10 protein-coding genes are annotated in these 13,106 nt (G+C 68.9%); 4 read left to right on the forward strand and 6 right to left on the reverse strand.

All coding sequences use genetic code 11. The features are described 5' to 3' along the window. The first annotated feature begins 238 nt into the window (after positions 1 to 238). Positions 239 to 1,828 carry a S53 family peptidase gene (locus ACSHSS_RS24070; protein ID WP_006410334.1) on the forward strand — a complete coding sequence of 530 codons (1,590 nt, stop codon included), beginning with the start codon at positions 239 to 241 and terminating at the stop codon, positions 1,826 to 1,828. A gap of 71 nt (positions 1,829 to 1,899) precedes the next feature. After that, complete coding sequence (locus ACSHSS_RS24075) at positions 1,900 to 3,576, forward strand: S10 family peptidase (RefSeq protein WP_105846833.1); 1,677 nt, start codon at positions 1,900 to 1,902, stop codon at positions 3,574 to 3,576. 87 nt (positions 3,577 to 3,663) lie between these two features. Here ACSHSS_RS24075 and nadE read toward each other — a convergent pair whose 3' ends face one another. From nadE to ACSHSS_RS24090, 3 genes are all read right to left on the reverse strand, one after another. Beyond that, a complete protein-coding gene (gene nadE, locus ACSHSS_RS24080; protein WP_060043805.1) occupies positions 3,664 to 4,542 on the reverse strand; it encodes an ammonia-dependent NAD(+) synthetase in 879 nt (292 codons plus the stop codon). Between the two features lie 314 nt (positions 4,543 to 4,856). After that, positions 4,857 to 5,732, reverse strand: coding sequence for a DMT family transporter (locus ACSHSS_RS24085; RefSeq protein ID WP_445545635.1), 876 nt, complete (start codon positions 5,730 to 5,732; stop codon positions 4,857 to 4,859). 154 nt (positions 5,733 to 5,886) lie between these two features. Then, entirely contained in the window at positions 5,887 to 6,072 is a 186-nt protein-coding gene (locus ACSHSS_RS24090; RefSeq protein ID WP_006405926.1) for a hypothetical protein, read from the reverse strand. Positions 6,073 to 6,279: 207 nt separating this feature from the next. On the opposite strand from ACSHSS_RS24090, the gene ACSHSS_RS24095 reads away from it, so the two are divergent. Beyond that, a complete protein-coding gene (locus ACSHSS_RS24095) occupies positions 6,280 to 7,038 on the forward strand; it encodes a DeoR/GlpR family DNA-binding transcription regulator (RefSeq protein WP_039226758.1) in 759 nt (252 codons plus the stop codon). Between the two features lie 225 nt (positions 7,039 to 7,263). Next, the gene (locus tag ACSHSS_RS24100) at positions 7,264 to 9,105 is read left to right on the forward strand and encodes a phospholipase D-like domain-containing protein (protein WP_445545636.1); all 1,842 of its coding nucleotides are present in this window, start codon (positions 7,264 to 7,266) and stop codon (positions 9,103 to 9,105) included. Here the strand turns inward: ACSHSS_RS24100 and ACSHSS_RS24105 are convergent. The 3 genes from ACSHSS_RS24105 to ACSHSS_RS24115 all read right to left on the reverse strand — a co-directional run bounded on the left by ACSHSS_RS24105 (position 9,090) and on the right by ACSHSS_RS24115 (position 12,875). Then, positions 9,090 to 9,764 (reverse strand): TetR family transcriptional regulator, encoded by a 675-nt coding sequence (locus ACSHSS_RS24105; RefSeq protein WP_012468043.1) that lies wholly within the window; start codon positions 9,762 to 9,764, stop codon positions 9,090 to 9,092. The two genes, ACSHSS_RS24100 and ACSHSS_RS24105, sit on opposite strands and share 16 nt — an antisense overlap. Before the next feature lie 125 nt (positions 9,765 to 9,889). Next, on the reverse strand, positions 9,890 to 11,158 hold the full coding sequence (locus ACSHSS_RS24110; protein ID WP_445545637.1) for an NAD(P)/FAD-dependent oxidoreductase: 1,269 nt from the start codon (positions 11,156 to 11,158) through the stop codon (positions 9,890 to 9,892). A gap of 136 nt (positions 11,159 to 11,294) precedes the next feature. Then, on the reverse strand, positions 11,295 to 12,875 hold the full coding sequence (locus tag ACSHSS_RS24115) for an amino acid permease (RefSeq protein WP_445545639.1): 1,581 nt from the start codon (positions 12,873 to 12,875) through the stop codon (positions 11,295 to 11,297). Positions 12,876 to 13,106: the final 231 nt, after the last annotated feature.

Here is a 13,106-nt window from a genome sequence, read left to right on the forward strand (position 1 = left end):
TGGCTACGTTCAGACTTTACCGTACTGGTCAGGCTTAAACATACAAGCGCGTGCGGCAGCGCGCGGCGGCCCCGCGCCCGCCGCGCGCTGCGCGCCGCGCGCAAATCATCCGACTGTTCTACACTTCCTGTGACTTCGCGCGACTGCGAACCCGACTGACCACACGGAACCGTCTTCCGTCGGCCATGTCCGATTTCCTGGCTGTTCCGTGCAACGCGGTACAAAGGAGGGTCTGAACATGGCAAGGCATCTTCACGCCGACCGCGAACCCCGAATCGTCGCCGACTCCAAGTGTCTCGGCCCGTGCGATCCGGCAGAACGCATCCACGTCACGATCATGTTGCGGCGGCAGGAAGAAGGGCAACTCGACACGCTGCTCCAGCGGCTCGCCAGCGGCGATCCGCAAGCCAAACCGCTGTCGCGCGACGCATTCGCGCAGCGCTTCTCGGCAAGCCCCGACGACATCCGCAAGACCGAGGACTTCGCGCGCCGTCATCAGCTGACGGTCGATCGCGTCGATCCGGCCGAAAGCGTCGTCGTGCTGTCGGGCACCATCAAGCAATTCGAAACCGCGTTCGGCGTGACGCTCGAGCGTTTCGAGCATCACGCGATCGGGCAGTATCGCGGCCGCTCGGGGCCGATCGCATTGCCGGACGAGCTCGGCGACGCGGTCACGGCCGTGCTCGGCCTCGACAGCCGCCCGCAGGCGCGGCCGCACTTCCGGCTGCGCCCGCCGTTCAAGCCGGCGCGCGGCGCGGCGAGCGTCACGTTCACGCCGCCACAGCTCGCGTCGCTGTACGGGTTTCCGGCCGGCGACGGCGCGGGCCAGTGCATCGCGATCGTCGAGCTCGGCGGCGGCTACCGCGCCGCGGACATCGCGCGGTACTTCAGCGGGCTCGGCATCAAGACGCCGCCGACGCTCGTCGACGTGAACGTCGGCACCGGCCGCAACACGCCGACCGGCGACCCGAACGGCCCGGACGGCGAAGTCGCGCTCGACATCGAGATCGCCGGCGCGATCGCGCCCGCCGCGAAAATCGCCGTCTACTTCGCGCCGAACAGCGATGCGGGCTTCATCCAGGCCGTCAATGCGGCCGTCAACGACACGAAGAACAAGCCGTCGGTGATCTCGATCAGCTGGGGCGGCCCGGAGGCGATCTGGCAGGCGCAGTCCGCGCAGGCGTTCAACCGCGTGCTGCAGGCGGCGGCCGCGCAGGGCATCACCGTCTGCGCGGCGTCCGGCGACAGCGGCTCGGGCGACGGGCTGCAGGACGGCGCCGATCACGTCGACTTCCCTGCGTCGAGCCCGTACGTGCTCGGCTGCGGCGGCACGCAGCTCGACGCGCTGCCGGGACAGGGCATCCGCAGCGAAGTCGCGTGGAACGACGAGGCATCGGGCGGCGGCGCGGGCGGCGGCGGTGTCAGCACGCTGTTCGATCTGCCGGCGTGGCAGCACGGGCTCTCGCTGACGCGCGCGGACGGCAGCCGCGCGCCGCTCGCGAAGCGCGGCGTGCCCGACGTCGCGGGCGATGCGTCGCCGCAGACGGGCTACGAGGTCTCCGTCGCCGGCACGCCGGCCGTGATGGGCGGTACGAGCGCCGTCGCGCCGCTGTGGGCCGCGCTGATCGCGCGGATCAACGCGGCGGCCGGCACGTCGGCCGGCTGGATCAACCCGAAGCTGTACCGGCATCCGGACGCGCTGCGCGACATCACGAAAGGATCGAACGGCACGTTTGCGGCGGCCGCCGGCTGGGACGCCTGCACCGGGCTCGGCAGCCCCGACGGCGCGAAGCTCGCCGCGATCCTCGCGCGCAAGCCATCGAGCTGACGCGCGCGACACACGGCTTTTCGTTCGACGCGGGGTTTCCCGCGTCTTTTCTTACTTCCAGGAGCAGCACGATGGGCATCGATTCCGCATCCTCCGGCGGCGTGTATCCGCTGCATCATGGCGACCACAATTCGCACGGCGTGCCGCCGAGCGTCGACCCGGTCGCGCTGAGCCACGGGCGCGACCAGCCGTTCTTCGATCCGGTCGCGTACGGCAACGGCCCCGACGACTCGGTCACCGACACGACCGAAGCGGCCGCGATCACGCATCACACGATCCTGATCGGCGGCCGGCGCATCGCGTATACGGCGACGGTCGGCCACCTCGTGACGGTCGATCCGAGCAGTTCGAAGCCGGCCGCGAAGATCTTCTACGTCGCGTTCACGGCCGACAACGCGAAGGAGGAAACGCGGCCCGTCACGTTCTTCTACAACGGCGGGCCCGGTTCGTCGTCGGTGTTCGTGCTGCTCGGCTCGTTCGCGCCGAAGCGGATCAAGACGGCGATGCCGGGCTTCACGCCGCCCGCGCCGTACCAGATCGAGGACAACCCGGACAGCCTCATCGACCACAGCGACCTCGTGTTCATCAACCCGGTCGGCACCGGTTATTCGGCGGCGGTGGCGCCGAACAAGAACCGCGATTTCTGGGGCGTCGACCAGGACGCCGATTCGCTCAAGCAATTCATCAAGCGCTATCTGACGAAGAACAATCGCTGGAATTCGCCGAAATACCTGTTCGGCGAGTCGTACGGCACGGCGCGCAGCTGCGTGCTCGCGTACAAGTTGCACGAGGACGGCGTCGATCTGAACGGCATCACGCTGCAGTCGTCGATTCTCGATTATCGGCAGGCCGGCAATCCGGTCGGCACGCTGCCGACCGCGGCGGCCGACGCGTGGTATCACAAGCGGCTCGGCATCACGCCGGCGCCGGCCGATCTCGGCGCGTTCGTCGAGGAAGTCGCGCAGTTCGCGCGCACCGATTATCTGAACGCGCTGCGCAAGCGTCCGCATGCGGACCCGGCGGTCGTGAAGAAACTGTCGGACTACACGGGCATCGATACCGACACGCTGAAATCGTGGAACCTCGACATCGCCGGTTACGACGCGCGCGGCAATTCGCTGTTCCTGACGACGCTGCTGCACGCGCGCGGGCTCGCGCTCGGCGCGTACGACGGCCGCGTGACCGCGATCTCGACCGGCATCGCGGGCAAGATCGATCCGAACTCGGGCGGCAACGATCCGACCATGACGGCCGTGACGGGCGTCTACACGGCGATGTGGAACAGCTATCTGAACGAGCAGCTGAAGTTCACGTCGAATTCGGCGTTCACGGACCTGAACGACCAGGCGTTCCGCAACTGGGATTTCAGCCACATCGATCCGACCGGCGAGCAGCAGGGCATCGATGCGAAGGGGAACCTGATTCTCTACACGGCCGGCGATCTCGCGGCGGTGATGGCGCTGAACGTCGATCTCAAGGTGCTGTCCGCGAACGGCTTGTACGACTTCGTCACGCCGTTCTATCAGACCGTGATCGACCTGCAGCAGATGCCGCTCGAGGATCAGAAGGTGCGGCAGAACCTGTCCGCGCGCTTCTATCCGTCGGGGCACATGGTGTATCTCGACGCCGGTTCGCGCACCGCGCTGAAGCGCGATCTTGCGACGATGTACGACACGACGGTCGCCGATACGGGCGCACGGATGCGGATCCGCGCGCTGCAGGCGAAGAAGACGGGCGGGCACGCGTAGAGTGTCGTGTCCGCTTGCCCGGCCGCGTGCGCAACGGTGTCGCGCGCGGCCGGTGGTCGGTGGCCGGTATCGGCCAGCCCGGCCGCGTCAGTCGCCGTGGCCGGCGTTCGAGGCGATACCGAGGCCCGGCCAGTCGAACGGCGTGTACGGCAGCGCGCGCTTGTGGCGCGAGCCGTCGTAGAAGCGCAGGACCGTTTCGTACACGCGGTCCTCGACCGGCTTGCCTTCGAGGAAATCGTCGATCTCGTCGTACGTGACGCCGTACGCGTGCTCGTCCGGACGCAACGGACGCAACTCTTCCAGATCGGCGGTCGGCACCTTCATCACGACCGCGTCTTCGGCGCCGAGCGCACGCGCGACCGCGCGCACGCGACGCTTGTTCAGGCCGGCGAGCGGCAGGATGTCCGCGCCGCCGTCGCCGAACTTCGTGAAGAAGCCCATCAGCGATTCGGCCGCGTGATCGGTGCCGATCACGATGCCGCGGCGCGCGCCGGCCACCGCGTATTGCGCGATCATCCGCTCGCGCGCCTTGATGTTGCCGTGCACGAAATCCTGCTGTGCCGGCGTGTCGAACGCGTGGCCGGAGGCGATCAGCGACTTCAGCATCGCGTCGGCGGCGGGCTTCACGTCGACCGTCAGCACTTCGTCCGCGCGCACGAACGCGAGCGCGCGCTGTGCGTCGGCCTCGTCGTTCTGCACGCCGTTCGGCAGACGCATCGCGATGAAGCGCGCATCGTAGCCCTCGCCGCGCAGGCGTTCGACCGCGAGCTGCGCGAGGCGGCCGGCCGTCGACGAATCGACGCCGCCGCTGATACCGAGCACATAGGTCCGCAGGCCGGTCGAGCGCAGATATTGCGCGAGGAAATCGACGCGGCGCGCGATTTCGGCGTCGGCATCGAAGTGCGGGGCAACGTTCAGTTCGGCGATGATCGCGCGTTGGCGGCTGGCGTAATCGGCGGCTGTCATGGGGAAAGTTCCGGAACGAAATGCAAGGCGCTCATCATAAGCGCAATCGCCGTGCCCTGCCGCGTGCCGGGTGCGATCGTGCGGACGGGCGTTGCGCGTGCGATACGTGACGTTCGCGCTGTGGGATGCGGGACGCAGGGCATGAGGGTGCAAGCCGCCGGAGGGAACCGCGAGGCGCGAGCCGTGAGTCACGAGCCGTGAGCGCGAGATGCGAGGCGAAAGGCGAAAGGCGAGGCACGGGAGCCCAGGCATCGGACGCGAGAGGCAAGCCGCGAGTCGCCAGCCGCCAGCCGCCAGCCCAATACGCGCCCGCCTCAACGCTGGCGCGCAAGCACGACACCCGCCAGCGCAAGCACAAAACCGGCGAGCTGGATCGCCGCGAGCGTCTCGTCGAACAGCAGATAACCCTGCAGCGCGGCGAGCGGCGGCGCGAGGAACAGGAGCGACGTCGCGCGCGCCGCGTTGCCGCGCCGCAGCATCCACATCAGCATCGTGACCGCGCCGCCCGACAGAAAGACGACGCCCCAGACGAGCGACACCCACAGCGCCGGCGTGCCGATCCATCGCGATTCGTGCAGCAGCACGACGAACACGGCCGCGACGAGCGCCGCGCCGAGATTCTGCACGGCGACCGCCGTGCGCAGATCGCTTTGTGCGAGCTTGCCCTTCTGGTAAAGCGATCCGGCCGTGATCGCGCCGACCGACAGCACCGACACGCCGACGACGAGCCACGCCGGCGCCGCGCCCGGCGACGCGGCGGCGACGCCGCCCGACACCTTCGGCGCGAGCACGAGCGCGACGCCGACGAGCCCGAGCGCCATCCCGAGCCAGCCGCGCGCCGGCAACCGCTCGTTGAAGAGCGGCACCGCGAGCACGGCGGTCGCGAGCGGCTGCAATGCGCCGAGCAGCGCCATCACGCCGGCGTTGAGCCCCTGCGCGACGGCCCAGTAGCTGGCGCCGAGATAAACGCCTTGCAGCAACGCGCCCGCGATCAGATGACGCGGCCATTCGCGGCGTGCGGGCCACGGCGCGCGGGCCGTGAGCGCGACGACCGCGAACAGCGCGGCGGTACCGGCGAAGCGCGCGAGCAGGAACAGATTGGGATCGGCGTACGGCTTGATCGCGCGGGCGACGATGAAGCCGGTGGACCAGAGCGCGACGAACAACGCGGCGACGAGCGACGTGAGCATGCCTGACGGGCCGCGGATGCGCGGCCGGACGAAATCGGGAAGTCGGCCAGTATCGGTTGACGCGGCGCGCGCGTCTTGTCGAATCCTGCACTCGCGCGCGGCCGCGGCCTGCGCGTGTCGCAGCACGCAGGCCGGCGGCCGGACGGCGCCGCGATCAGTCGAGCGAGAACGTGTCGAGCGGCTGGTTCGCTCGCGCGTCGGATGCGAAACGTGCGGCGAGCTGCTCGTACAAGCGCCGCGCTTCGTCGAGCGTCAGATCGATCCAGTACGGATCGCCAGCGCCGTCGTTCAGACGTTCGGGCGAAAACTGGATTTCGAGCACACTGCCTTTGCGATACATTGCGCGAGTCCCCTGGCTGGTCGGTGATTGGGCGAAGCGCAGAGTGTAGCAACGCGCGCCGCGCCGATTCGCGCGCGACAGGCAATACACCATTTCGCATTTCGCCGATGCCCGTCGCGGCCGGCGTGGTGCCGTCAAATCGCAGTCAAACGGCCGTAATACAATGGCCGGCCATCCCATTACCTGTCGCCTCGGGCGCAACGCGCGATGCTCGCGGAACAACGTCATCAGTACATCCTGTCGGAACTCGGTCGATCGGGCGCGCTGTCGGTCGCGGAACTCGTGCGCTCGCTCGACGTGTCGCGCGAGACCGTGCGGCGCGATCTGAACGCACTCGCCGCGCGCGGCTTGCTCGTGATGACGCACGGCGGCGCGCTGGCGGCCGACCGACGCGAGCCGAGCCTGTCCGAGCGCGAGGCGGCGAACGCCGACGCGAAGCGCACGATCGGCCGGCGTGCGGCCGAGTTCGTGCCGGACGGCGCATCGGTGCTGATCGACTCCGGCAGTACGCCGCACGCGGTCGCGCTCGCGCTCGCCGACCGGCATCGGCTGTCGGTCTACACGAACGACTGGCGCACCGCGCTCGTGCTCGCACGGCGCAACGGCAATCGCGTGACGCTGCTCGGCGGCGAGCTGTCCGACGACGAGGACGCGACGTTCGGCCTCGACACGATCCAGCAGCTTGCGCAGTACCACGTCGATTTCGCGTTCGTCGGCGCGGGCGGCATCACGGCCGACGGCGACTGCACCGACTACTCGCGGCTCGCGGCCGAGGTGCGCAGCCGGATGATCGCGGCCGCCGGCACCGCGATCATCGTCGCCGATCATTCGAAGTTCGGCCGCGTGACGCCGGTGCGCATCAACGGCACGTCGGCGGCGCGCTATCTGGTGACCGAGCGCGCGCCCGAGCGCGCCGTACGTCGCGCGCTGACCGCGCGCGGCATCGAACTCGTGCTCTGCGGCTGACGCGCGCACGACACAGAAGCTTCATCGAACCGTCATTCCGACGGAAACATCGACACGGACACTCGACACCGGTTCTCGCCGATTGCGTGCGGCCCCTGCGCGGCCGCGGCTGGCTGCGCCCGCCCGGGCCTCAGCGTGCGCTGACGCGCGCCCCGTACCGGCGAAGACGGGAACAGTCGCGATTTCTCCATTGAATCGGCCCGGCCGCGGGCCAGGGAGCAACGAATGTCCGTGCGCGTACGCAGCTATCTGTCGCCCACTCTCGTCCTGCTGGCGTTCGACTGGCCCGACGCGCAGTCGCGTGCCGACTTCCTCGGCTTCGCGATCCGGCGCACGCCGGGCTTCCGGTCGGCGGACGGCAGCAGGCGTGCGTCGGCCAGCTGGCTGCCGAACCGGCTGACGTTCGACGGCCCGGCCGCCGATACGCAGGGCGACGCGCCGACCGACCAGGCGCCGATCCAGAAATTTATGTGGTGGGACGCGCGCATCGATCCGCAGGATCGCGGGGCGGCGTTTCGCTATGACGTGTATCCGGTCGTCGGCACGCCCGAGCGTCTGCAGCTGCTCGACGCGCAGGCCGGCGTGTGCCGCATCGTGCTGCCCGCGCACATCGAGGACGGGATCGGCACCTGGTTCAACCGCGCGGTGGTCAGTTCGCAGGCGTTCGCCAGGCAGGTCGCGGCGCTCGGCCTCGCGCCGGACGAAGTGCCGAGCGACGCACAGGCGCTGAAGCTGCGCACCTGGCTCGCGAACGACATGGAGCAGGTGTTCGCCGAGATGCTCGATCCGGCCTCGCGCGCGGTCTCGGCCGTCTATCACCTGACGGACACGCTGTGGGCGCTGCCCGCCTTCGAAGCGTTCGGGCGGGCGCACGGCGAGGCGTCGCTCGCGATCGTCTACGACGCGCACGTGACGACCCGCAAGGGCAAGCGGCCGCTGCCGTCGCCGAACCAGCCGGCCGTCGACGCGCTGCAGGGCCTCGCGACGCTCGCGCCGCGCGACAGGACGCACATCATGCACGACAAGTTCATCGTGACGAACACCGGCGCGGGCGTCGCGCCGGCGCGCGTACTGACGGGTTCCGCGAACTTCACGACCGAAGGGCTCACCGAACAGGCGAACGTGCTGCACGCGTTCGACTCGCCGGAGCTGGCCGCGCTGTACGAAGAGCGTGCGCGGGCGCTGGCCGCGAATCCGTCGATTGCGGAGACGGCGCGCCTGTCGTCGGGCTGGTCGGCGCCGATGACGATCGGCAGCGCGCAGGTGCGCGTCGCGTTTTCGCCGGAGCCGGCGGGCCGGCGCACGGAGATCGACACGATCGTCGCCGCGATCGCGGCCGCCAAGCATTCGGTGTCGTTCTGCCTGTTCATGCCGACCGACGCGGCGCTGCGCGACGCATGCTTTGCAGCGGGCGATCGCGGGCTGATGATGTTCGGACTCGTGAACCGGATCAGCGCGGGCAGCGCGACGAAGGCCGATGCGGCGCAGCAGGCGGGGCAGTCGCTCGACGCCGCGACGCTCGCAAACCTCGAGCTGTACCATCGCCGGCGCGACCATCGCGACGTGATCGACGCCGCGTATTTCTCGCCCGCGATGGTGCCGCAGGGGTTCGAGCCGGAACTGCGGCTATTTCCGGGCGAACCGGCGCCGGCCTATCCGCCCGTCGTGATCCATCACAAGTTCATCGTGATCGATGCGGAAGGCGAGAATCCGATCGTCTATACGGGCTCGGCGAACATGAGCCGCAACTCCGAGCAGTACAACGACGAGAACCTGCTCGAGATTCGCGACGCGCGGATCGCCGGCACCTATCTCGCGGAATTCCTGCGGCTCTACGAACACTACCGGGCGCGGGCGCTCGCGATCGAGGCGAAGCAGGGCAGCACGGGCGCGCATGCGCGGCTCGCGCTCGCGCCCGATGCGCGCTGGGCGCGCAAGTATTTCGTGGCGGGGAGCCCGGAGGACAAGGCGCGGCGCGCACTGGCGTCGCCCGCCCCGGCCGACGCGGGTGCGGAAACGGAAACGGAAACGAGCGACCGCGAACGTCTGCGTTACGCGGCGATGTAGCGCAGCACGGCTTCGGCGATCGTGTCGCGATGGCGCGTGCGCAGCCGCGGCGCCGATGGATCGCGACCGAACGCGGCGCCGAATGTGTAGCGGTTCGAGACGCGGTGGAAGCAGAACGAGCTGATCAGCAGATGCAGGTCGAACGCGTCGATGTCCTTGCGAAACGCGCCGCTCGCCGCGCCGCGCTCGAGCAGTTCCTCGAGCGTCTTGATGATGCTGACGTTGCGGTTCTTGAACGACTTCAGCTGTTCGAGATACTTCGCGCCGTGGATGTTTTCGATCGATACGAGGCGAACGAAGTCGCGATGCTTGTCGTGATAGTCGAACGTGAATTCGACGAGGCGGCGCATCCCTTCGCGCGGTTCCATGTCGCCGACGTGCAGCTCCTGCTCGAGCGCGCGGATGTCGCCGTACACCTTTTCGAGCACAGCCTCGTACAGGCCTTCCTTGCTGTCGAAGTAGTAGTACAGCATCCGCTTCGTCGTGTTCGTGCGCTCGGCGATCGCGTCGACACGCGCACCGGCGAGCCCCATCGCGGAGAATTCCTGCGTGGCGACGTCGAGGATGTTGCGCTTGGTTTGCTCGGGATCGTATTTGCGCCGTGCATCGGACGGAAGCGCGCGGTTGTCGGACGTGGCGGCCTTGCTTCCTGCTTTCATGTGCGGTTGTTCTGGCTTCGCGGCGGCGTGGAACGGGCATTCTAGCATGCGGAAAATCGACGATTCGTCGAGCGCCGGCTCGCTTTCCGGCGCCGTTCCGGCCGCGCCGCGGCGGCCCGCGACGCTCATCGGCGGTACGCGGCGAGCGCGTCGCGCGCCTGGTACGCGGTGTAGGTGAGCTGCGCGGCCGCGAGCCCTGCGAGCCCGAACGTGCGCGTGAGGCCGAAGGCGCGAAAGCCGTCCGGCACCGGCCGGTCTTCGGCCAGCGCAGCGGCGAGCGTTTCGCCGGCCACCGTGGTCGGCGCCATCCCGTGGCCGCCGAACGCGATCGCATGCCAGACGCCGTCGGCGTCGCGGCCGATCTGCGGCATCTTGTGCCGCGCATAGCTCATCAGTCCGCCCCAGGCGTAGTCGACCTTCACATCCGCGAGCTGCGGATACACGCGCAGCAGGTCGCGGCGCAGCAGCCGCGCGATCGCGTCGGGGCCGCGGTCGAGCACCGAGATGCGGCCGCCCCACAGGATCCGCGTGTCCTTCAGCGGCCGGTAGTAGTCGAATGCGAAGCGCGTGTCGTAGATCGCATACGGCGCGTCGATCGCGTCCTTCAGCCGTTCGCCGAGCGGCTCGGTGGCGATCACGTAGGTTGCGATCGGCAGCACCGCGCGCTCGATGCGCGGCGACACGCCGCGCGCGTAGCCGCCGCCCGCGAACACGACGTCCTTCGCGCGCACGCTGCCGTGCGCCGTGCGCACGACGTAGCCCGCGCCTTCGCGCGCGATGCCGAGCGCGGCCGAGCGTTCGTAGATGCGCGCGCCGCCGCGTGCGGCGGCCGCCGCGACGCCGAGCACGTACTTCAGCGGATGGAAGTGGAAGGCGTTCGGCTCGAACAGACCGCCGTGGTAGCGCGCGGTATGCAGTTGCGCGCGCAACGCGTCGCGCTTCACCGGTTCCCAGTCGACGTCGAATTCGCGCTTCATCAGCGTGCGCACGCCGTCGAGCCGCGACGGATCGTCGAACCAGTTCGCCAGCATCACGCCGCGATCGACGATGTCGCAGTCGATCCCGTAGCGCGCGATGCGCGCGCGGATCAGGTCGACCGCGTCGACCGTCAGCCGGTACAGGCGGCGCGCTTCGTCGCGGCCGAGCGTGCGCAGCAGGTCCGCGTTGTCGAGGCTGTAGCCGCCGAACACGAAGCCGCCGTTGCGGCCCGACGCGCCGAAGCCGACGCGCTCGCCGTCGAGCACGATCACGTCGCGCACACCACGCTCGACGAGGCCGAGCGCCGTGCACAGGCCGGCAAGGCCGCCGCCGACGATGCAGACCTGCGTGTCGAGCGTGCCGCTCAGTTGCGGATAGGGCGGGCGGGTAACGGTGGCTTCGTAGAAGTTCTGCATGCGATTCGGCAAGTCGTGACGACGAAAAAAACGGGCGGCGCGCGTCGATCTTGCCTGAACGCGCGCGCCGCGTCGAATGGTGTGGGGGTGGCACCGACCACGCGCAGCATCGGCGCGCGGCGCGGCGGCGGCGTGCTTATGCGCCGGACGTCGGGTTCGCGGGCCGCGCGACGTAGGCGGCGTAGCCGGCCGAGGTGTCGGTGGCCGGCTCCGGCGTTGCGTTGCGCTCGATCCACGGGGCGATGTCCATGTCCTCGTAGCGGACCAGCCGACATTTGCGCACCAGCGCGTAGCCGATCCAGATCGCGAAGAAGAACGGCAGCCCGATATAGGTCGCGGCGACGGCGACCCAGTCGATCCGCGTCGCGAAGAACGCCTGGTAGTCCTGCCCGAGCGCGACGATCGCGCACAGCACGAACGCGAAGATCGGGCCGAATGGGAACCACTTCGACCGGTACGGCAGCTGATCGAGACGGTAACCCTGCTTCAGCAGTCCCTTGCGGAAGCGGTAGTGGCTGACCGCAATGCCGAGCCACGTGATGAAGCCCGCCATGCCCGACGTGTTGAGCAGCCACATGTAGACGGTCTTGTCGCCATACAGCGAGGTGAGGAAACAGAGCGCGCCGACGGCCGTCGTCGCGTACAGCGCATTGCGCGGCACGCCGCCTGCCGACAGCTTCGCGAACAGCTTCGGCGCGCGGCCTTCGGTGGCGAGGTTGTACAGCATGCGCGTCGATGCATACATGCCCGAGTTGCCGGCCGACAGCACCGCGGTCAGGATCACCGCGTTCATCACGCCGGCCGCAAACGCGAGGCCCGCGTGACGGAACACGAGCGTGAACGGGCTCACGCCGATGTCGGTCACGTCGGTCTTCAGCAGGCTCGGATCGGTGTACGGAATCAGCACGCCGATCACGAAGATCGCGAGTACGTAGAACAGCAGGATGCGCCAGAAGATCTGGCTGACCGCACGCGGGATCGTCGTGCGCGGGTTTTCCGATTCGCCGGCCGCGACACCGATCATTTCGGTGCCCTGGAACGAGAAGCCGGCGATCATCGCGACGCCGAGCATCGCCGGCAGGCCGCCGACGAACGGCGCGTCGCCGATCGTGAAGTTCGCGAGGCCCGCGCTCGGGCCGCCCTTCATGATCCCGAAGATCATCAGCAGGCCGACGCCGATGAAGGCGACCACGGTGACGACCTTGATCAGCGCGAACCAGTATTCGGCCTCGCCGAAGCCGCGCACCGACAGCGCGTTGAGCGCGAAGATCAGCGTCAGAAAGAGCGCGCTCCACCAGACGCCCGGTACGTGCGGAAACCAGTAGTGCATCACGAGCTGCGCGGCGACCAGTTCGACGGCGAGCGTGACGGCCCAGCTGTACCAGTAGTTCCAGCCGAGCGCGAAGCCGAAGCCTTCGTCGACGAACTTCGCGCCGTAGGTCGCGAACGAGCCCGACACCGGCATGAATGCGGCCATTTCGCCGAGGCTCGTCATCAGGAAGTACACCATCAGCCCGATCACCATGTACGCGAACATCGCGCCGCCGGGGCCGGCCTGCGAAATCGACGCGCCGGATGCGACGAACAGGCCCGTGCCGATCGAGCCGCCGATCGCGATCATCCGCAGATGGCGCGCCTGCAGGCGGCGATGGAGGGCCGGCTTCGCGGCGCGCGAACCGGGCGGACGGGACGAATCGGGGCGGGCATCTGAGTGCATGGCGGGCGCTGGGCGCTGTCTCCGGAATTTTGTTGTCGATGCGACGCGGCGGCGCGTCCGCGCCGATCGCGCGGCGGCGCGCGTCGCCTTCGTTCGCCGTTCGGCCGCGCATCGGCGGCCGTCGGCGCGCCGGGTGCAGATCGCACCTCGACGTGGCCCCGATTGTGGGGCGGCCGATTGCCGTGCGGCAAACGATATTTCCGCACAGGGTGATGCAGGTTCGTCATCAAC

Source organism: Burkholderia sp. BC1, from assembly GCF_052683555.1.